Source organism: Streptomyces sp. NPDC005925 (assembly GCF_040638805.1).
GTDB lineage: Bacteria > Actinomycetota > Actinomycetes > Streptomycetales > Streptomycetaceae > Streptomyces.
Window position 1 is genome coordinate 601066 of the sequence record NZ_JBEXVL010000001.1, and the last position, 19945, is coordinate 621010.

Here is a 19945-nt window from a genome sequence, read left to right on the forward strand (position 1 = left end):
GGCCTCAGGACGGATTCACCAGGCGCGGGCGGCGGACCGCAGGGCGATCCAGTCGCCGCCCACGCGCGCGTAGTCCATGGTCAGCTGGAGCCGCCAGTCCGCGTGGGTGCCGTACAGGGTCGCGTCCGTGACGATGCGTCCGACGAGCCGCGCGGTGCCCGCGTCGGCGTCCGCGTCGACCATCACGGTCTTCTCCTCGACCCCGTGCCAGCGGAACTCCCCCACCCGCACCTGCTCCAGCCACGCGGCCTTGGGCTGCTCGTCCCCGGTGAGGTGAGTGAGGGTGAACCCGTCGTCGAGGAGCGCGTCGAGCGCGTCCGTGTCGGCGTCCATCGTCGCCCGCAGGTGAGCCCGGTAGGCGTCGATGATCTCCTGGCGGGTCTTCAGTTCGGGTGGGGCGTTCATGTCGGCTCCGGCTCCCCGCGGTCGTGCGGTCGTGGGACCGCGCCGGGGCACGTGCCCCGGCGCATGTCTCTCCACGATCATGCGGGATACGGCGGCGTCCTCGCCGTACGCCGCGCCGCGCGGGCGGCGGCGTCTACTCGAAGAACTTCAGGCTCCAACCGGTGTTGGTGTTGTCCCCGGGAACGTTGGCCCGGCTGTAGGTGGTGTTGCCCCACCAGCAGAACGAGCCCGTGTACCAGTACCGGTTCTCCCAGGAGTACGGCGTGCCCTTCGGAACCGCGTGGAACATCAGCGGGAAGCGCGGCCCGGCCGGCGGGCTCGTGTTGATGTCGCCGTCGAGCAGGACGAAGGTGTGGTGGCCGGGCCCGTTGACGTACAGGGTCGGGTCCCAGCCGGACATCATCGTCGAACGGTTGGAGCCGAAGAGGCAGCCGTTGGACTTGTACCAGTCCCACACGTACATCGGGTCGCCGCCGGCCCGCAGCCGCAGGTCGGCGAGGCAGTACTGGTCGCTCCAGCTTCCGTTGGCCGAGTAGACGATGTGCAGCTGGCCGTTCGGGTCCTTGATCGCCTCGGGGGCCTCGTTGATGAACGGGTTGCCGACGACGCGCTCCCAGCTCTCACGGGGCTGCGAAATGACGGCCCGCCCACCGGTCGGGGTGGTGGGGCTGCTCATCCGGGCGATGTACAGGTTCTGCTCGACGTTGGTGTCGCCGGCCCAGCCGGACCAGACGAACCAGCGCTGCCCGCTGAAGTTGAACATCGTGCCGTCGATGGCCCACTTGTCGTCGGGCAGGGCGAGCTTCGTCTCGGAGCCGTATCCGGTGTCGGGCGAGGCGGAGCTGATGACGTACATCCGGTGGGCGGCGGCGCGCCCGGCCGAGAAGTAGATGTAGTAGCGCCCGCCGTCGCGCACGACCTCCGGGGCCCACACCTCACCGAGGTTGCGGGTGTCGGACCAGACCTGCCGGCCGGGGGCGGAGGCCAGCCCGTCCGTCGAGGAGGCCTGCCGTACGACGATGCCGACGCCGGTCGACTGCACCGAGATGTAGGTTCCGCCGACGCGCAGGACACTCGGGTCGGCCGCCCGCATCGACGTCTGCCCCGTCGGCCCCGCCTGCGCGGGCTCGGCGGACGTCAGCGACATCCCGGCGGCCAGCGCACCGGCCAGCACGAGCGCCGCCGCACCGCTCAGACAGCGGGAAAGTCTCAGTCCCATGGCAAGCACCTGCACTTTCACGCCGGGCGGATCGATTCGACAGAGCGCGTTCCAGCTTGGGTACTTGTGACGAGCATGTCAATGGATGGGCTGTGGAGGGACATGAACGTTCATCGATCTCCGACGGGGCCCGGGCACGACGCCCCACGCCCGGTACGGAACCGGACGCGGGGCGCCGTACGGATACGCGCCGTACGTCAGTGGTCTGCGGCGTACGAGACGAAGGCGGCCCACGGCTGGGGGCCGACGGCGAACTGGGGACCTCGGTCGTTTTTCGAGTCACGTATACGGACGGCGCCGGAGGTGACGGCGACTTCGACGCAGGCTGCTCCGTCGGGGGTGCTGTAGCTGCTCTTGACCCACTTCCACGGGATGCTGCCAGTCACGGGCTTCAGGCTCATGTCTCTCCAAGCAGTTTCTCGATGAAGGCCAGCGACTTACGGGGCGCGAGGGCCTGAGCGCGGACGATCCCGTAGCGCAGTTCGAGAATCTGGACCTCTCTGCGGCCCGAGATCAGTCGGCTGGTGAGCTGGGCGTCGCTGTGCCCCACTGTGATGCCCTCCTTCAGTCGCAGCAGATGGAAAGGACCGTCGAGTCCGGAGTTGTCCTCGCTGTCCAGAGGCAGCACCTGGATCTCCACGTTCTCCATGTGCCCGACTTCCAACAACCGTTCGAGCTGTCGGCGCAGGACCATTTTGCCTCCGACGGGCCGACGCAGGGCAGCCTCATCATGAACGAAGTTGAAGGCCGGAACCATTCCGTTTCCGCCGACGATCCCCTGCCGGGCAAGCCGGGCAGCAACAAGCTGCTCCACCTCGTCCTTGGAGAAGGCCGGTCGCCGTGAACCGAACACGGCCCGCACGTACTCCTCGGTCTGCACGAGCCCGTTGACGACGGAGTTGTCGTACGCGCAGATCTCCACGGCCTCCGCCTCCAGCTTCGCCAGATCCCGCACCTTCTTCGGATACCGGGCCTGCTCCACGTCCTTCTGCAGGGCGACGAGCAACCCACCGGCTGCCAGGATCGCGTCCGCCGCCTCCAGGAACGTCGGGCTCGGCGCCCGTCGCCCCCGCTCCACCGAGGACACCTGTTCCTCGCTGTACCTGATGGCCGTGCCCAACTCGGCCTGCGTCAGGCCCTTCTGTTCCCGGCAGGCCTTGACGACCCTGCCGACCGTGCGCAGCACGGCCGCCGACTCCTCGTCGTCCGCGCCGTACGGTTCCATCCCGTCACCGTTCATCGGCCTCTCCCCCCTCGCGCTCATGTCCGGACATCTCCATACGCCGTCCGTGTTCAACTGCCGACCGGCGCACCGCGTAACGCCACGCGGCCCGGACAGGCCCGGACAACACCCGGACAGTGACCTCGCGTACCGACGTTTCCGCTGGTCAGAGACGTGCGAGCGCATCACGCTGAGCGGCATGAACGCCGACATCGCCGGGCCGCCGACGGCACCGCGCCACCCCGAGACCGCACATCGCACCGCTCCCGGCGGCCACTTCGCGCTCCGTCTTTCGGCCACCCCCAGGGGCGCCCGCCTCGCCCGTCACCTCGCGGCCGGACAACTCGACGCGTGGGGCCTGCCGTACGACACCGAGGCACATCGCACCGTGGCGCTCGTCGTCGCCGAACTCGCCGGCAACGCGGTCCGGCACGGCCGGGTGCGCGGCCGTGACTTCCGTCTGCGGCTGATCCTCCGCCCGGAGGGACCGGAGAACCCCGGGAACCCGGGAGACCCGGGGAGGGCGACCGTGCGGATCGAGGTGACCGACGCCCGTACCGACCGTCTCCCGCCCACTCCCGGCACGCTCCGGCCGCCGCCCCCCGACGGGGAGAGCGGCCGGGGTCTCCTCCTCGTCGAGAGCCTGGCCACCCGCTGGGGGACGATCCGCGACGACCCGTACACCAAAACCGTCTGGTGCGAAGTCGCCCTGGCCTGACCGGCCGCGCCGCGCCACCGAGGGCCGTTGCGCATATGCGGTCATGCGTTCCCGGGGTGATGTCGGGCGTTTCCGGCAGCGGTTGCGGGGATCCTGATCTTGCTTTGACACCTGTCCGAGGAGCTCAGATCATGCGTCATTCCCTCACTGCCGCGGCGTTCGTCGCGGCGCTGGCCCTGGCCGTACCGCTTGCGGCGGTGTCACCGGCGCGGGCCGGGACCGGAGAGGTCTGCTTCTACACGGAGCCCGGGTACCGGGGCGCCTCCTGGTGCTACCGGCCGTCGGGCTACGCCGACGTACCGGACTACCTGCACGACCGGGCCAGGTCCTTCGAGTCCAACTCGGACGTGATCGTGTACGGGATCGACCACGGGCCCGGCGGGCACTGCTTCTACCGGAAGATCTGGGTCGGCGACCGGTCCGCCGACTGGGCCTGGGGCGGCAGGATCGACGGCGTCGCCACGGACAGTCGGGGCTGCGAGATCAGCTGAGGCACGAGGGCCGGGGCGGGCCCGGCGTCGGCGCGGTCGCGGACGTTCTCCAGGGCTTCCCGGGTTCGCCGGTGGCGCCGGTGCCGTCCGCCGCCGTCGGGGCGACTCCCGACCGTGGACGATCGGCTTCTCTTCACGCAACGTGACGACATGGAGCACGGTCGTCGCTGTACGTCACCCACATGAGTGCGTTCGCGTGTCGTACGGCAGCACTCGGACATGCGGCTCCCGCGCGTGCGGGAAAGCAACCGCACAGTTCATCGCACGGCCGGCAACCGCACCGTCGCCGTCGGCCGTCGACGCAAGCGAAAGCGAGTGACCGACTTGAAGGCCAACCGTTCGATCAGAGCCGCGGTCGTGGCCGCGCTGTCCCTGCCTCTTCTCATCACCGCCGCCGTACCCGCCCAGGCCCAGACGCGCGTGCACGTCGAGAACCCGAACTTCAACCTGCCGAGCGTCGAGCAGCTCGGGGTGGCATTCCACACCGTGACGGTCGGGAGCCCCGAGATGCCCGGCTGGTCGGTCACCCACGGCAACGTCGACGTCTACGGCCGGGGCGCCGCCCAGGCACCGACAGGCACCCAGGCGCTCAGTCTCAACGGCACCGTCCCGGGGACCGTCATCCAGTCCCTGGAAACCACACCCGGCTCCACGGTGACCGTCACCTGGCTCCAGTCACCCGACACCTGGACCGGATGCCCCGTGGGCGCCGGCCAGATCTACAGCGCCGGCGTGACGGACACCAACGGCCCCATGCCGGAGCTCTTCAACCCGGGCGCGCCCACGGCGGCCGGGAAGTGGACGTACGCGTCCATGACGTTCACCGCCCGGCGCTATCTGACGACGCTGGAGTTCGCCTCGCTGAACAACGGCGGCGCCTGCGGACCCCTGATCACGCAGATCGTCGCCTACGAAAATACGTGAGGAAGGACGTGGAGCGGCCGGCCAGCGCCGGGACCAGGGCGCAGAGCACCACCAGCGCGGTGACGACGAAGCCCGTCGCGTGCCCCCAGTCCCCCACCGCGAAACCGAACGCCACGGCGCCGACGCCCATGCCCGCGTCGAAGGCGAGGTTCCACAGGGCGCTGACCCGGTCGTAGGCGGCGCGGGGTGCCCGCTCGAACATCACGGCGAGGGTCGCGTTCTGCCCGAGTCCGTAGCCGACGCCGAACAGGCCCGCCCCGGCGAGCAGCAGCGCGGGCACGTCGGGGCGGGCCAGGGCGGCCGTGCCCAGTGCTGCCGCCAGCAGCGCGGGGACCAGCAGCCGACCGGAGCCGTACCGGTCGCCGAACCAGCCCGCCGCCACGCGCGCGAGCGGGGCCGTGGCCGCCTGCACGAGGAGCGCCGTGGCTGCGAGCCCCTTTTCCCCCTCCGGCACGGTGAGCGGCAGGAAGGTGGAGATGACCCCGGCCGCCAGGGTCATCGCGCCCAGCACGAGCGCGGGGGCCGTCTGCCCGGACATCCGTCCGGACCCCGGTACGGCCGACGGGTCGGGGGACGGGCGGGCAGGACGCGTGACGCGGCCCGGCAGGGCCAGCGCCGCGGCCGTCGCCGGCAGGCCGAGCGCCGCCGCGGCGAGGAACACGGGGGTGAAGCCGGCCCGTTCGCCGGCCCAGACGCCGAGGGGCAGCCCCACCACGGCGGGCACGCCGAGCGCGAGACCGTAGCCGCCGAGGCTTCTGGCGCGGCGGCCGGGCGGGGCGAGAGCGGCGGCGAGGCCGGTTCCGGCGACGACGACGGCACCGAGTCCGGCACCCCGGGCGGCGCAGACCGTGAGGACGAGCCACAGTGGGGGGCCCGCCGCCAGCAGGACGGCGGGCAGACCGAGGAGCAGGACACCCGCGGCGAGCACGGCCCTGCTGCCGTACGCCGCGAGCAGGCGGGGCGCGGCCAGCTCCATGAGCACCGTGGCCAGCATCGTGACGCCGGTGGTGACTCCGGCACCCGCGCCGCCCGCGCCGCCGTGGGCGACGTACGAGGGCAGCGCGGCGAGCAGCAGGTGGAAGCTGCTCAGGGCTCCGGCGGACGCGACGAGCAGCGCCGCCCGGGAGCGGGCGGCGCTGCTGTTCAGCGGTGCGGCGAGAGTCAGTGCCGGCCCCAGCCGGGGACGGTGCCGTCGACGTCGACCTCGAACTGGTCGTACTTCGACATCAGGGTGAGGAGCTCGTCCTCGGTGGGCCGGTTGCCGTCCGCGTACAGCTCGGCCAGGCCGCGGAAGTACTCCTCCCGGTTCTTCGCCGGAGTGAAGATGATCAGCATGGTGGCCTGGTCCTTGAACGGGTTGCGGAACCCGTGGGACATGTTCTCCGGCACGTTGACGAAGGTCCCGGGCGGGGCGTCGAACGTCTTGCCGTCCAGGTGGAGTTCGACCGTGCCGTGGAGGACGTAGAAGGCCTCCAGCTGCTCCTTGTGTATGTGCGGGGAGGCGCCGGGCGCGCCCGGGTCCATCTCGTGGTGGAACAGTCCGAGGCGGTTGTCGGTGTCGCCCCCGACTGCCTTGAACCCGGTTCGGGTGGTGGTGCCGATCTGCACCGTCTCGCCTTCGCCGGGGAGCAGAATGCGCGGAAGCATCGTCATCGGGACGTCTCACTCCTGTTGTCGTCGGTGGTGATGGCAGTGCTCGGGTCGTCCAGCCAGGACAGATAGCGCTCGCCGGTGTCGGGGAAGATCGTGACCAGAGTCCGGCCGGCGAAGTCGGGGCGGGCAGCGAGCACCCGCACGGCGTGGGCGGCGGCGCCGGAGGAGACGCCGACGAGGAGACCGGCGCTGCGGGCGAGATCGCGGGCAGCCGCGTACGCCTCGGCGTCGGAGACGGTGAGCACCTCGTCGATGACATCGACGTCGGTGGTGGGGGCGACGAAGCCGCCGTTGAGGCCCGGGATGCGGTGCAGCCCGCCCCAGCCCTCGCTGAGCACCGGGGAGCGCTCGGGCTCCACGGCGACGACAGTGATCTCGGGGTTCTGCTCCTTGAGGTAGCGCGCGGCGCCGGTGAGCGTGCCGCCGGTGCCGACACCGGCGACGAGGACGTCGACGCGTCCCTCGGTGTCGCGCCAGATCTCGGGGCCGGTGGTGGCGTAGTGCGCCTGGACGTTGTCGGGGTTCTCGTGCTGGCAGGCGAACCAGGAACCGGGTATCTCCCGGTGCAGCTCCTCCGCCCTCTCGATGGCGGCGACGTACCCCTTCTCGTGCGGGGTCTGGATGATCTCGGCGCCGAAGGAGCGCAGCAGACCGACCCGTTCCGGGGTGGCGTTGTCGGGGAGCACGATCACGCACCGGTAGCCCCGGGAGGCGCTGAGGGCGGCCAGGGAGATGCCGGTGTTGCCGGAGGTCGCCTCGACGATGGTGCCCTCGCCGGGCCGCAGGTCGCCGCGCCTCTCGGCGGCCTCGATCATGTAGAGGCTGGTGCGGTCCTTGACACTGGAGAGGGGGTTGGCCGCCTCCAGCTTGGCGTAGGCGGTGACGGGCGGCGCGTCGGGGTCGGGGGCCGGGCCCGGATCGAGACGCACCAGGGGGGTGTTCCCGATCAGGTCCTGGAGCGATTCGGCGGGTGGCCGGGCAGCCTGCATCGGCACGTAGGTCTCCTTCTGACGGTGGGTCGGTGGGAGGTGCGCACCGGCCGGGGACGTGGCTCACCGGCCGGGGAAGGTGGCCAGCAGCGGGGAAGGGCACTCACCGGCTGGAAAAAAGGTGCTCAGCAGCGGGGGGAGGCGCTCACCAGCTGGGGAAGGCGGCCAGTTCGCGGACCGCCTCGGTACGGGTGCGCCGGGGCTGGTGCTGATCGGCCTGCGGGGCCAGCATGCGGGCCCCGGCCGGTACGTCGCTCATGACGAGGGCCTTGGCGCCGATCACGGCGCCGTCCCCGACGGTGATCGGGCCGAGCAGAGTGGCCCCGGCGCCGATCACGACCCGGTCGCCGACGGCCGGGTGGCGGCGGCTGCCGCGCGGGCGCCGCCGGTCGTGCCACCAGCCGACCGAGCCGAGCGTCACCTGGTGGAACAGGGTGACGTCCTCGCCGATGACGGCGGTCTCGCCGATCACGACGCCCGAGCCGTGGTCGATGAAGAAGCCTCGGCCGATCCTCGCCCCGGGGTGGATCTCGATCCCGCCGGACAGTACCCGGACGACGACCGAGAGGAGCCGGGCGGTGCGGCGCAGACCGCGGCGGTGCAGCGAGTGCGCCGCCCGGTGGCCCCAGAGGGCGAGGAGACCGGGGTGCAGCAGGGCCTCCGTGCGGGACGCGAGCGAGGGGTCGCGGTCGCGGACGGTGTCGATGTCGGCGAGTGCCGCCCGCACCAAGGCCCGGGGGGTCACCGGGTGTCCCCGGTCCGCGCGGCCTCGCTCTCGCCTCCGGTGCCGGCGGCCGGGACTGCGGCCGGCGGCTCCTTCTTCAGGCCCTTGACCCGGTTCTCCGCGTACCCCATGCCGATCAGGACGACGAGGCCGCCCACGATGAGGTTCCAGGTGACCGGTTCGTCGAGCACGATCACACCGACGATGACCGCGGCGACCGGCACGACGTAGTTGACGGCGGAGGCGGTGACGGCGCCGACGTCACCGATGAGGCGGAAGTACAGGATGTACGCGAGGCCGGTGCTCAGCACGCCGAGGGTGATGATGGCGGCCGTCACGCGGCCGGTGAAGTCCGGGGTGTCCCAGTCCAGGAACGGGGTGACGGCGGCCTGGATCACGGCGGCGGCGATGAGCTGGGAGGCGGCGCCGGCCAGCGGCGGGATGCCGCGCGGGGAGAGGAACTTGCGGACGTAGACGAAGCCGACGGCGTAGCTCAGCGCGGCACCCAGGCAGGCGAACTGACCGCCGAGCGTGCCGAGTTTGTCGCCCCACGGGCCGATGACGATGACCACGCCGGCGAAACCGGCGACCAGGCCGACGATCTTGCGCGGGGTGGCCCGCTCACCGGGCAGCGCGAGGGCGGCGACGGTGAGGGTCAGCAGCGGGGTGCCACCGATGAGGACGCCCGCGATGCCGGCGCCGGTCGACTTCTCACCGTAGGACAGGAGCAGGAAGGGGATGACGTTGCCGAAGAGGGCGGCGCCGCCGTAGTGCCCCCACACCTCGGCCGTACGGGGCAGGGCGACCTTGCTGACCAGGGCGATGCCGATCAGCAGCAGGGCGCCCAGGACCAGCCGGCTCAGCACGAGCTGACTGGGGGTGAGCCCTTCGAGGGACACCTTGATGAGGGTGAAGCTGCTTCCCCACAGGGTGGCAAGGAGCAGGAAGCGGACCAGTGTTGCGTTGTTTTTCATCTCTCGCTTCTCTCAGCGGCTGGTGGGACGGAACCGGCGCGGCGGGCCGGCTCAGTAGTCGGGGGTCTTCAGGAGAAGCTCCTTGCGGTTCACTATCTCCGGTATGTAGACCTGCTCGTTCCACGCCTCCTGTTCGACGGGTTCGAGCGCGATGGAGATGACCTTCTCCTCGCAGGCGAACGCTTCGCGAACGGCGCTGGTCAGCGCGGTGAGCAGCTCGGACTGGCGCTCCTCGCTGAGCGCGACGGGGAAATGCTTGATGTTGATGTGCGGCACGACAGACTCCTTGTGGGGGCGTCGCCTGAGCCGGTTCCTGATGGCCCGCACCAGTTCGCCGACTCCGGACTCCTTGAGCATGCTGTAGTGATCGGCCGTCAGGTCGACGACGGCGGGCGGACGGGCCGCGTAGCCGGTGCTGTTCTCGATGAACGCGTAGTCGTCGCCGGTGGCCTTGAAGATGGTGACGGGCGCCCGGACGCGGCGCTCCGCCAGCTCGTGGAAGGTGTAGGTGAAGTCGAAGGTCAGGGTGACGATCCGGATGATGCGCCGGATCGACTCCAGGTCCAGGTGCGGGTGCTCGCCGTGGGTGAAGGCGGCGAAGGTCTCGTCGTCCACGGCGGACCGCAGGCACTTCTCCACGGTCGGCCCCTCGACGGTGCCGGAGAAGACGGAGTAGAGGATGCGGACGAACGCCTCGTTGCTGTAGCTCGCCCGCGTGCCGTGCACCTCAGCCTGGCGGGCGCGGACCCGGGGCGCTCCCGGGGCGAGGAGGAAGAGGTGGTCGACCCGCTCACCGGCCTGCTCCAGCTGGTGCGCGGCCTCGAAGGCGACACGGGCACCGAAGGAGTAGCCCCACAGGGTGTAGGGGCCCTCGGGCTGGTGGCGGCGGATCTCCTCGATGTCACGGGCGGCCATCTCCCGGATGGTGGCGTACGGGGTCTCCCCCGCGTTGATGCCGTGAGCCTGTACGCCGTGGAAGGGACGGCCGAGGTCGAGGTCGCGGGCGAGGGTGCGCAGGTTCATGGGGTAGCCGCCGAGGCCCGGCCAGCAGTAGACGGGGCGGGCCGCGTCCCCCCGGCCGGACTTCCCGCCGCCGGTCTTCCCCCGGCCCGCTGCCCCGTGGCCGGGCTCGCCGTGCAGCAGGACGAGCCGGCTCGCGGGGGCGGCGTGGTCGGCGTCGATGCGCTGCGCGAGCCGTTCGACGGTGGGCGCCTCGAAGAGCGCCTGGAGCGGCAGCCCGGTGCCCAGTTCACGGTTGATCCGGTGCACCAGGGAGACCGCGATGAGCGAGTTGCCGCCCGATCCGAAGAAGTCGTCGAGGACGGAGACGCTGTCGCACTTCATCGCGGTCTGCCACAGGGCCGCGATCCGCTTCTCGGTGGCGGTGCGCGGGGCGACGAACGGAGCCTGGTCGGCGTCGAGAGCGGTCTCCTCGGCGAGCGCGAGGGCCTTGGCGTCGATCTTGCCGTTGGCGGTGAGCGGAAGCCGGTCCAGGACGACGACCCGGGACGGCACCATGTAGTCGGGGAGCAGCCCGGCGAGATCCTGCCGGATCATCTCCGCCGGACCCTGCATGTGGACGACGTCCTCCTTCATGTCCTCGCCGTGCCACTGCTCCTCGCTGACCCGGCCGCCGACGAAGAAGTACACGGGACCCGGTGTCGTCCCGCGCGTGGTGCGCAGCAGGTCGGCGAAGCGCCGGGCGGCGGGCAGGTCGTTGCCGGACTGGGAGCTGTAGCCTGCGGACATGAGGCCGACGCGTTCCTCGTTGAGCTGCAGGCGCTGGAGGTGGCGGCCGAGGTCGATGTACTGGAGCCAGGGCTCGCGGGCACCGGTGGTGACGGTGATGCCGAAGGAGGAGCGCTCGTAGACGCGCTGGTTGATGGCGATGACGTGGCGGCGCTCGATCAGTTCGTCGGTCAGGTGCTCCAGACGGCCGTCCCGGAAGTGGTACTGGCCGGCCGGCAGACCGGGTACGGCGCCGGGGTGGGCCTGGACGTAGAGCTGCGCACCGTCGTCGGGCGGCGGCAGGTCGCCGGGGGTGAGCGCGAACGTGCCGAGGTAGTAGTCCTCGTCGTCGGCCCCGAGGCGGGCGGCGGCCCCCGGGACGAAGGCCAGGTCACGGATGCCGAGCCCGTGGGCGGGCAGCACCTCCTCGAACAGGCCGACCATGTGGCCGGTCTCGATCTCCAGGACTTCCTTGATGTTGTTCCGGTAGACCGGCTCGATGGCTTGCCGGATACCGAGGAAGTGCAGGTGGAGATACGGCTCGCGGGCGTCGGCGGGGGCGGACTCGGCGGAGGCGGGACCGACCTGCACCAGGCTGTGGTCGACCGGGTGGTGGTAGTACACGCCGGGGGCGAGTCCGGCGATCCCGTTGGTCTCCAAGTACATCTGGGTGGCGTACAGGGCGCCGGGTGAGGCGTAGCCGTACTTCGGCAGCAGCCGGTCCTCGCTGTGGTACTGGCCGAACCAGCGGAGTATCTCGCCGAGTTCGGCGCGGCTGAGGCCGGCGGGAGTGCGCGGGGCGGCGGCGGCGGGGCGGCGGTCGAGGAGGCGCAGCAGGTCGTCGCCGGTGACTTCCCGCTCGCCCTCGTAGAAGCGGTAGGTCTTGCGGGTGAAGACGCGGCGGCGCTGCTCGGGCGTGGGCGTGCGGCCCGGCAGGTCGACGGCGGGGCGGCCGGCGAGGTCGTCGGCGGAGCGCAGACCGGGGTTGGACAGCTGGGCCTTGACCTGGAGCTTGCTGCGCTTGGACTGGTGGTGCGCGCCGGCCCGGCCCTGGTCCATCAGCGCGGCTTCGCGGGGGCTGAGTTCGACGCAGGCGACCAGTCCCGGCAGGCCGGTGCGCGGGTTGTCGCGGACGGCGACGGCCGCGTTCCTGACCCAGTCGTGGGACTCGATGGCGAGCCGGATCTCGTCCAGCTCCACGCGGAAACCGCGGAGTTTGACCTGGTTGTCGGCGCGGCCCGAGAAGTGGACGACGCCGTCGCTGTCGGCGTGCACGACATCGCCGGTGCGGTAGAGCCGTACGGGGGCGCCGTCCGGGCCGAGGGGCCGCTCCACGAAACGCTCGGCGGTCAGGTCCGGGCGGTGCAGATAGCCGCGGGCGAGCTGGACGCCGGAGATGTACAGCTCGCCGCTCTCCCCGGTCGCCACCGGTTCACCGGCGTCGTCGAGGATGTGGAAGGCGGTGCCGGCGGTGGGTGTGCCGATCGCGATGCCGAGCGGGCCGCCGTCGAGGTCTTCTTCCCGCACGGTGAACGAGGAGGCGTTGATGGTGCACTCGGTCGGCCCGTACAGGTTGACCAGGGTGTGACCGGGCAGGGTGTCGAGCAGGCGCCGGGCCAGGCCCCGGGAGAGCGCCTCGCCGCCGCTGAAGATCTGCCGCAGCGAGGTGCAGCGGTCCAGTTCCTCGGTGTCGAGGAGCGCCTGGAGGAGGGTGGGCACGCCCTGCAGGGCGGTGACCTCGTGCCGGGCGATGATCCGGATCAGTTCCTCGGGGTCGCGGTAGGAGCCGGGAGTGCTCATGACGACGGTGGCGCCGAGGGCGGGGGCGAGGATCTCCCACTGGGCGGCGTCGAAGCTCATCGGTGTCTTCTGCAGCACGCGGACGCCGGGTCCGATGCCGTGGGTTTCGCGCAGCCACCCCAACTGGCTGACGATCGACTGGTGTTCGATCATCACGCCCTTGGGCTTGCCGGTGCTGCCCGAGGTGTGGATGACGTACGCCAGGTGGTGAGGGAGCGTTTTTTGGCCGTCCTCGGACAGGGTCCGGCCGTCCTCGGCCGGGGCTGGTGCCGGCTCACCGTCGGCGGTCAGGCCGACGACCCTGGTGCCGGGCGGGAGCAGCCGGGCGAGGCGGGATTCCAGACCCTTTTGGCAGACCACGACGTCGGCGCGGGCGTCCTCGAGCATGTAGCGAAGCCGGTCGGCGGGATAGTCGGGGGAGAGCGGCAGATAGGCTCCGCCCGCGCTCAGAATCCCCCAGACACCGACCATGAGTTCCAGGGAGGATTCCGCGAACAGGCCGACGCAGGTGTCGCCGCGGACGCCGAGGTTCCATAATCGGGCGGCCAGTTCCTCGGAGCGTTCGACGAGTTCACGGTTGGTGTGGACGGTGTCCCGGAATATGACGGCTGCGGCGTCCGGCCTTTCCTGGGCCTGCTGACGCAGAAGATCGGGCAGCGTGCTGTCGCCTGGAAAAGTGAATGCGCTGGGATCGATGTTGTCTACGACCACGACTCTTCTATCTCCCATGCCCAAGGACCAGTAAATTCCCGGGAAAATGCGCACAGCGGCGCGTTCCCGGCGTCACGGGCGTCTCCCGGCTCGGGATCCGTCCATCGTCAGGTGCAGTCAAGTGGGGCCTACACGTGTCGACTCGGGGGTTCGAGGTGGTTCAGGTCGTTCCCGCTCGCTACATGTCCCTTTCCCCCTGACTCGATATCCGGGCACCGCACACCGGCGGCCGTCGATCATGTTGGCCGGATAGGGCCGTTGCGTTCAATCCACTCCCGCCAGCATCATGCTGCAAACAGCAAACTGCACGGGGGTAAAGTGGACAATACCGCCTACTTGGGCGACCCGATCTCCGGACGGATACTCAACGCGACACACCTAGACATTTACACCTGGGCAATATCCGAGGGATTCGTTTCAGTCGCACGAACGGCGCGTGTGCTTGGTTTGACAACCGATACGGTACGGGAAGCATTGGAATCGCTTGCCGCCGTACACCTCATGGAGTGCGAGCGTACCGACGAGTCCGGCGACGTGCCCGGCGAACGCTGGCGCGCGCTCAACCCGCAGGCGGCAGCCGCCCGGCTGACGGCCACCGAGACCCGGCTGCGTCAGCTGATGGTGGCACTGCGGGACTCCCGGCAGAGCCTCGACGACCTCTTCGACGTATACGCGGCGCGCACCTCGGGCCCGGCCGCGGCGATCCCGGTCGAGGTCGTCGACTCCCCCGCCGAGACCGCCCCGCTGATCAACAAGGCGTTTGCGTCCTGCCGTTCCGAGGTGCTCGCCGCGCGCCCCGGCGGACCCGACGGCGAACTCGTCCCGCACAACGAGCAGCTGCACGACCTCGAACTCCTTGACCGCGGGGTTCGATTAAAGGTCCTGTACCGCAACTCGGCCCCCAACCGCGTCACCACCCGCGTCCACGCGGAACGCCTCACCGCGGCCGGCGGCGAGGTCCGCACCAGTACCGAACTCTTCGGCGGGCTGCTGGTCTTCGACCGCTCCCTCGCCTTCGTCCCCCACCGCACGATCCCCGGCGCGGCCACGCTGGTGCACGACCCGTCCCTGGTCACCTACATGTGCGCCGCCTTCGACCACGCGTGGGGCCTGGCCCGGCGGTTCGGCGGGGCACCCCAGACCACCAGGGAGTTCACCGAAGTCCAGCTCCAGGTCATGCGGCTGCTGAGCGAGGGGGCGCGTGACGAGACGATGGCCCGACGCCTGGGCGTGTCCCTGCGCACCTGCCGCAAGTACGTCGCGGACATCTTCGAACGCCTCGGCGCGGAGAGCCGCTTCCAGGCGGGATTCCTGATCGGCAGACGGGGAGTGATCAAGTAGCAGCCCGACGCCGCCACGACGGGGCGAGGGCTCCCCACCTGCCCCGGCACAGCCACACGGCCCATGGCAGGGCACGGCACGACACGGCACAGCACGATGGCACGGCAGGGCGTGGCGTGGCACGGCACGATGGCACGGCATGGCATGGCACGGCATGGCACGACGACACGGCGTCGACGGGGAGTCCGGCGGACCGGCGCACCGGTCCGCCGCTCCCCACCGCCGCTCCCCAGCGCCGGGCACAGACCGGCCGAGCACAGCGGTCAGTGCGGGGCACCCCGGGCCCCGGCACCCCGGGCGGTCACTCCGCCGGGCAGCGGGTTCGTACGGGTTCGTACATCGCCACGGCGCATGCCGCGTACCGCTCCCCCGGTCGCCGTGTCCGCCGCGGCCAGGACCAGGTCGGGGCGCGGCACGGAGTCAGGGCTTGAGGAGTGCCTTGACGGCGCGGCGTTCGTCCATCGCCCTGTAGCCCTCGGCGACCTGCTCGAGGGGCAGGCTGAGGTCGAAGACCCTGCCCGGCTCGATGCGGCCGCTCAGGACGCGGTCGATCAGGTCGGGCAGGTAGCGGCGCACGGGGGCGGGGCCGCCGCGCAGGCCCACGTGGGAGAAGAACAGTTCCTGGCCGTCGACGGCGACCTCGTGGGGGACGCCGACGAAGCCGACGGAGCCGCCCGGCCGCGCCGAGTGCAGGGCCTGGCGCATCGCCTGGGCGGTGCCGACGCACTCCAGGACGCTGTCGGCGCCGATCCCGCCGGTCATCTCCTTGACCCGGGCGACGCCCTCGTCGCCGCGCTCGGTGACGATGTCGGTGGCGCCGAACGTCCGGGCGAGCTCCTGGCGGGACGCGTGGCGGCTCATCGCGATGATCCGCTCCGCGCCCAGTTCCCTCGCCGCGATCACCGCGCACAGGCCGACCGCTCCGTCACCGACCACCACGGCGGTGGAGCCGGGCTCGACCTCGGCGGCGTCGGCGGCCCACCAGCCGGTGCCCATGACGTCGGAGACGGCCAGCAGACCGGGCCAGAGCTCCTCGCCCGGCACCTCGTCGGTGGCGACCAGGGTGCCCTGGGCGTTGGGGATACGGACGTACTCGGCCTGGCAGGTGCTCATGAACTCGCGGTTCAGGCAGTTGGACTGGAAGCCGTTGCGGCAGTTCGCACAGATGTTGTCCGAGGTCGCGAACGACCCGACCACGAACTGACCGGGCTTGACCGAGGTGACCTCGCTGCCGACCTCCTCGACGAATCCGACGTACTCGTGACCCATCGGGTGGGCCTCGTCGGTCGCGTCCAGGCCGCGCCAGGGCCACAGGTCGGACCCGCACACACAGGTCACGGCCGTGCGGATGACGGCATCCGTCGGCTTCACGATCCTGGGGTCGTCCACGGTCTCGAAGCGCACGTCGCCGGGGGCGTGAATCACTGCTCCGCGCATGGGGGGAAGTCCTTACGTTTCGCTGGAGGGGCGGGGCCGGGGGCGGCCCGTGGGGCCGCCGTGGCCGTGCGGTACGCATCGGGGAGGCGTCAAGGGCGCCGTCGTCCTTCGCGCGCTGCCCCGCCGGGTACCCGCCTGGGCCGGCCGCCGTCGTTCGAGGGGCGTCTGTTCTCCAGGCAACCGCTCATACCGGCGGCCGGGGGAGTCACCGGTGAAAGGTGTAGTGGCAGTACGTCCCTCCCCCACGGGCCCTGGCCGCCGAACCCGGCCTCAGCATGACCGTCTACACCGCCGAACCCGGTTCCCCTACCGAAGAGGGCTCCGCCTACTCGCCTCCCTGGCCGCGACCGAAGACGCGAGCCCGGCGTCCAGCGCCCCACCGGTGAGACCCGGCGGGCCGCGCTGCCGGTTCCACGGTGCGTGCGACCGAGGTTGCGGCTTGCCCCGGCGCCGGCCTTCCTGCGATGGCCGAGCGGCCGATGCGGGGCTCATGGTCGGGGGCGAACCCGATGCCGTCGCGGGCGCGCGTCCCGGCCATGGAGGCACAGCGCCAGCACACCCGGGCGAAGCGGCCGGTCGGCGGCCGAAGCGTCAAGCACCCGTCGCGTGTCCGACCGGCCGGCTGACGCAGACGTTCGTCCACTGGCCCTTCCGGCCGGAGGCGGTACAGGCGCTGCTGCCCGAGGAACTGATCGTGCACGAGTATGACGGCGCCGCACGGGTGGGACTGACCTCGCGCCGGCGGGCGTACACCCGGCCGGCTCGGCATGATCTGGGAGACGCCCGTCGAGCACGAGCCGTGGCCGCCGGCACACGCCACCGTCGACGTACTGGAGGAGTCGCCGACGACCGCGGCGGGCCTGGGACAAGCTCCTCTCGGCGAGCCCGTGGTGCACTTCTCGGAAGGCGTCAGGCAGGTACGGCTCGGGCTTCCCATGCCCCGCGTCCTGTGACGTGTCCGTCAGCCTTCCCGGCCGCCCAGAGGCGTCCTGGGCCGCAGGTCAGCCGGACGGTCTTCCTCCCCCTGCCCCATGGGCGTACCTGCGGTGCAGGGGGCCGGAGCGGGCGTGGCGACCTGGGCGGACGGCGGCATGGCGCTGTCCGGGGCCGGGTCCACCGCGGGAGGCGAGGGCGTCGGCGACGGCACCGGTGGTGAAGGCGTAGACGGCCTTGTGGAGGAGGTCCACGACGAGTTCCCGGCGGGGCCAGGTGGTGGGTGGGGCGCCGACGCCGGTCGCGTTTTCCAGGATCTGGTCGTTGGTGAGGCGGACGATGGTGAACTGGGTGGAGGCGATCGGTCCACGCAGCCCGCTCTGGGCCATGATCGACCTCAGTATTCCCAGGATGGCGGCCTGGCCGTGATGCATGGCCCAGTTGACCGGCAGCGGCTGTGTGCCGGGACGTTCGGGCAGGCCGGTCAGCCGCTGGAGAACCCGCGCGGGCACATGGGAATCGGGCCGGCCGGTGACGGCCTGCTCGACCTTCTCACTGAGGGTCATCACCACTCCTCCGGCGGTGCCGGCGAGCAGTCCCTGCCACAGCGCGCGCGTGAGCATGCTGCGGCGAGTACCCGCTACCGCCGTCTTCACCCACGCGGTCGGTACCTCCGCACCACAGCGGAACGCGGACGCCCATGCGGCAATCGCCCGGGGCGAAAACCGCCGCGGGCACCACATCCATGAGCAAGGAACTCGATGACCTTGTGCGTGCTGACCGGGGCGGAGTGATGGTGGCGGCAGACGAGATCGCCTTCCGGGCCATTCGTCTACGGGGCGTCATGGTGGCCGCGACCAGACGGAACCGCCGTGCTCCGGCCTGTCCCTCGTCGGCGTGGTCCTGGCCGTCCGCGCGGCCCGCCTCGGCGGGGCGGGGCGTCCTGACACCCCCGCGCGTCCGTCCCGGCCCGGCTCCCGGCCGAGTACTCCGGACGCCTCGCGCTCCACCGCCGGGTCACTCGCCGGTTGTCTTCTCGATCAGCGCGCCGTACGCCAGTTGCAGCGTGTCCGCCCCGGCCAGCGCGGTGAGCGCGCCCATGGCGGTGCGCGTCGCGCGCGGCCAGAGCAGCTGGCCGGCGGTCAGGGTGGAGGCCACCCAGACGCTCATGCAGAAGGGGCATGTCGCCAGTTCCCCGGCGGTGTGCCTGCCCTCCGGCTGTGCCTCCTCGTACAGCTCGGCCGGCCCCTGCGGGGCGACGTATCGGGTGAAGGGGGCGCGCAGCGGGCTGGTCACCGATGCCTTGGTCAGCAGCCGGCTGAGCCGGAACGTCGCGACCGAGGTCAGCACCAGATCCCACGGCTCGGGCCGGTCGGGCAGCGGGCGCCCTCGGAGGCGTACGGCGGCGGCCCAGGCCGTCGTGTACGTGGCAAAGCCCGCCATGGCCGCGAGGTAACCGCCCAGCGGCCGGTCGTGCCCCGCCCCATACTCCCTTCCGGTCCGCCGGAGCAGCCCGTGCAGACGTCGTGCGGGGCGGCCGTCAGCTGCCGTGTTCATGTGCTCCCGTTTTCGTGCGTCGCTGCCCCGCTTCAGCCTCGTCCCGCACCTGCCCGTTCCGGTCATGCTGGCGCAGGCGTATCTCGACGTGGCCCTCGCTGATCCGGGTGTCGAAGGACGGCTGGGGTGCGGTGGCCGGCCCGCGAACGTTCCAGCCGTCCGAGAGCCGGAAGACGCTGCCGTGCCAGGGGCACTGGACGCATCCATCGCGGACCGTGCCTGCGGAGAGCGGTCCGGCGAGGTGGCTGCACCGCTCCGCCAGGGCGTGGATCGCCCCTCCGGTTTCCCGGACGACCAGGACCGGGACGTCGTCCACGCTGCGCCGCACCGGCCGGTCGACCGGGAAGTCCGTCACGGCTCCGATCCGGTGCCAGCCCTCGGTGACGATGTGCGGGACCTCCTCGGCGTGGTTGGCGCCGGATGCCTGGCGGTAGGCCAGGTGGCCGCCCAGCATGCCGCCGAGTGCGACCGCCGTCATCCCCAGGAAGCCGTAGGCCCGGCCTGCTGCGTGCCGTCCCTTGACGCGGCAGGTGAGCGAGGCTGCGTACAGGCCGACGGCCGTCGAGGTGGCCAGGGCGTGCACCAGTCCGACACGCTGCTGCTGGCGGTGCAGCTCCGCCCAGTCGACCCAGCCCGCCAGGGCCGCGGGAGCGGCGGAGACCAGGCCGACGCCGACCAGCAGACCCGCCTCGCGGGAGCGTCCTGGGTACAGGTCCAGTACCGCCGCCGACAGCCAGCTTCCGATCGGTACCTGCACCATCAGCGGATGCAGCGGGTGCCCCAGCCACCTGCCGTGCAGGAAGTCCCTCCCGTCGCCGAGCGGCAGGGCCTGCACCTCCTTGCGGACCGCGTTGATCACCGCGTCGGCCCTGGGCTCCCGCTCCAGCAGGTCCAGCAGCCACAGAACCCGGCTCTGCCGCATCTGTGAGCGGCGTGGCGTATCTCTCATGGTCGGCCGGGTCCCCACCCTCGCGGACGGCAAACGAAGCAGGGGCGCCTGCGGCGGAGCGCGGTCAGCCGGCGGCCGGATCACCGCACGCACGCAGCCGTCCGCCTTCCCCTTTTGGCGCACCGCATACAGCAGACGGCCCCTCCTCCCGGCAGGGACAGTCCTCTGAT

At 71.3% G+C, this 19945-nt stretch carries 19 protein-coding genes and 1 pseudogene; 6 read left to right on the forward strand and 14 right to left on the reverse strand.

Going from position 1 to position 19945, the window contains the following annotated elements:
- Window positions 1-15: 15 nt before the first annotated feature.
- From ABZ354_RS02605 to ABZ354_RS02620, 4 genes are all read right to left on the reverse strand, one after another.
- Entirely contained in the window at window positions 16-405 is a 390-nt protein-coding gene (locus ABZ354_RS02605) for a nuclear transport factor 2 family protein (RefSeq protein WP_358652106.1), read from the reverse strand.
- A gap of 133 nt (window positions 406-538) precedes the next feature.
- Complete coding sequence (locus ABZ354_RS02610) at window positions 539-1624, reverse strand: glycoside hydrolase family 43 protein (RefSeq protein ID WP_358652108.1); 1086 nt, start codon at window positions 1622-1624, stop codon at window positions 539-541.
- Between the two features lie 197 nt (window positions 1625-1821).
- Window positions 1822-2025 carry a DUF397 domain-containing protein gene (locus ABZ354_RS02615; RefSeq protein WP_358652110.1) on the reverse strand — a complete coding sequence of 68 codons (204 nt, stop codon included), beginning with the start codon at window positions 2023-2025 and terminating at the stop codon, window positions 1822-1824.
- Window positions 2022-2864 carry a helix-turn-helix transcriptional regulator gene (locus ABZ354_RS02620; RefSeq protein WP_358652112.1) on the reverse strand — a complete coding sequence of 281 codons (843 nt, stop codon included), beginning with the start codon at window positions 2862-2864 and terminating at the stop codon, window positions 2022-2024. Before ABZ354_RS02620 ends, ABZ354_RS02615 begins: the two co-directional genes overlap by 4 nt.
- Before the next feature lie 181 nt (window positions 2865-3045).
- Between ABZ354_RS02620 and ABZ354_RS02625 the strand changes: the two genes are divergently transcribed.
- The 3 genes from ABZ354_RS02625 to ABZ354_RS02635 all read left to right on the forward strand — a co-directional run bounded on the left by ABZ354_RS02625 (window position 3046) and on the right by ABZ354_RS02635 (window position 4979).
- Entirely contained in the window at window positions 3046-3564 is a 519-nt protein-coding gene (locus tag ABZ354_RS02625; RefSeq protein ID WP_358652114.1) for an ATP-binding protein, read from the forward strand.
- Between the two features lie 131 nt (window positions 3565-3695).
- Window positions 3696-4055 carry a hypothetical protein gene (locus tag ABZ354_RS02630; RefSeq protein WP_358652116.1) on the forward strand — a complete coding sequence of 120 codons (360 nt, stop codon included), beginning with the start codon at window positions 3696-3698 and terminating at the stop codon, window positions 4053-4055.
- 315 nt (window positions 4056-4370) lie between these two features.
- Window positions 4371-4979 carry a DUF642 domain-containing protein gene (locus ABZ354_RS02635; RefSeq protein WP_358652118.1) on the forward strand — a complete coding sequence of 203 codons (609 nt, stop codon included), beginning with the start codon at window positions 4371-4373 and terminating at the stop codon, window positions 4977-4979.
- On the opposite strand, the gene ABZ354_RS02640 is transcribed toward ABZ354_RS02635, so the two are convergent.
- From ABZ354_RS02640 to ABZ354_RS02665, 6 genes are all read right to left on the reverse strand, one after another.
- Window positions 4948-6156 (reverse strand): MFS transporter, encoded by a 1209-nt coding sequence (locus ABZ354_RS02640; RefSeq protein ID WP_358652247.1) that lies wholly within the window; start codon window positions 6154-6156, stop codon window positions 4948-4950. The two genes, ABZ354_RS02635 and ABZ354_RS02640, sit on opposite strands and share 32 nt — an antisense overlap.
- Window positions 6141-6632: a cupin domain-containing protein gene (locus ABZ354_RS02645; protein WP_358652120.1), complete on the reverse strand. Its 492-nt coding sequence runs from the start codon at window positions 6630-6632 to the stop codon at window positions 6141-6143. Before ABZ354_RS02645 ends, ABZ354_RS02640 begins: the two co-directional genes overlap by 16 nt.
- A complete protein-coding gene (locus ABZ354_RS02650) occupies window positions 6629-7621 on the reverse strand; it encodes a cysteine synthase family protein (protein WP_358652249.1) in 993 nt (330 codons plus the stop codon). Before ABZ354_RS02650 ends, ABZ354_RS02645 begins: the two co-directional genes overlap by 4 nt.
- A gap of 145 nt (window positions 7622-7766) precedes the next feature.
- Window positions 7767-8366, reverse strand: a complete 600-nt coding sequence (epsC, locus tag ABZ354_RS02655; protein WP_358652122.1) for a serine O-acetyltransferase EpsC — start codon at window positions 8364-8366, stop codon at window positions 7767-7769.
- Entirely contained in the window at window positions 8363-9319 is a 957-nt protein-coding gene (locus ABZ354_RS02660) for a DMT family transporter (protein WP_358652124.1), read from the reverse strand. Before ABZ354_RS02660 ends, epsC begins: the two co-directional genes overlap by 4 nt.
- A 51-nt stretch (window positions 9320-9370) precedes the next feature.
- Entirely contained in the window at window positions 9371-13558 is a 4188-nt protein-coding gene (locus ABZ354_RS02665; protein WP_358652126.1) for an amino acid adenylation domain-containing protein, read from the reverse strand.
- A 474-nt stretch (window positions 13559-14032) separates the two neighbouring features.
- On the opposite strand from ABZ354_RS02665, the gene ABZ354_RS02670 reads away from it, so the two are divergent.
- Window positions 14033-14899 (forward strand): helix-turn-helix transcriptional regulator, encoded by an 867-nt coding sequence (locus tag ABZ354_RS02670; RefSeq protein ID WP_358652128.1) that lies wholly within the window; start codon window positions 14033-14035, stop codon window positions 14897-14899.
- Window positions 14900-15319: 420 nt separating this feature from the next.
- On the opposite strand, the gene ABZ354_RS02675 is transcribed toward ABZ354_RS02670, so the two are convergent.
- Window positions 15320-16336 carry a zinc-dependent alcohol dehydrogenase family protein gene (locus ABZ354_RS02675; protein ID WP_358652130.1) on the reverse strand — a complete coding sequence of 339 codons (1017 nt, stop codon included), beginning with the start codon at window positions 16334-16336 and terminating at the stop codon, window positions 15320-15322.
- Window positions 16337-16587: 251 nt separating this feature from the next.
- Here ABZ354_RS02675 and ABZ354_RS02680 point away from each other — a divergent pair.
- A pseudogene (locus ABZ354_RS02680) lies at window positions 16588-16694 on the forward strand (transcriptional regulator); the annotation flags it as partial.
- Between the two features lie 409 nt (window positions 16695-17103).
- Window positions 17104-17289, forward strand: a complete 186-nt coding sequence (locus ABZ354_RS02685; protein WP_358652132.1) for a DUF2071 domain-containing protein — start codon at window positions 17104-17106, stop codon at window positions 17287-17289.
- A gap of 48 nt (window positions 17290-17337) precedes the next feature.
- Here the strand turns inward: ABZ354_RS02685 and ABZ354_RS02690 are convergent, their stop codons facing one another.
- The 3 genes from ABZ354_RS02690 to ABZ354_RS02700 all read right to left on the reverse strand — a co-directional run bounded on the left by ABZ354_RS02690 (window position 17338) and on the right by ABZ354_RS02700 (window position 19748).
- On the reverse strand, window positions 17338-17892 hold the full coding sequence (locus ABZ354_RS02690) for a hypothetical protein (RefSeq protein ID WP_358652134.1): 555 nt from the start codon (window positions 17890-17892) through the stop codon (window positions 17338-17340).
- Between the two features lie 394 nt (window positions 17893-18286).
- Window positions 18287-18826 carry a DUF1360 domain-containing protein gene (locus tag ABZ354_RS02695; protein WP_358652136.1) on the reverse strand — a complete coding sequence of 180 codons (540 nt, stop codon included), beginning with the start codon at window positions 18824-18826 and terminating at the stop codon, window positions 18287-18289.
- Entirely contained in the window at window positions 18810-19748 is a 939-nt protein-coding gene (locus ABZ354_RS02700; RefSeq protein ID WP_358652251.1) for a Rieske 2Fe-2S domain-containing protein, read from the reverse strand. Before ABZ354_RS02700 ends, ABZ354_RS02695 begins: the two co-directional genes overlap by 17 nt.
- Window positions 19749-19945 lie beyond the last annotated feature (197 nt).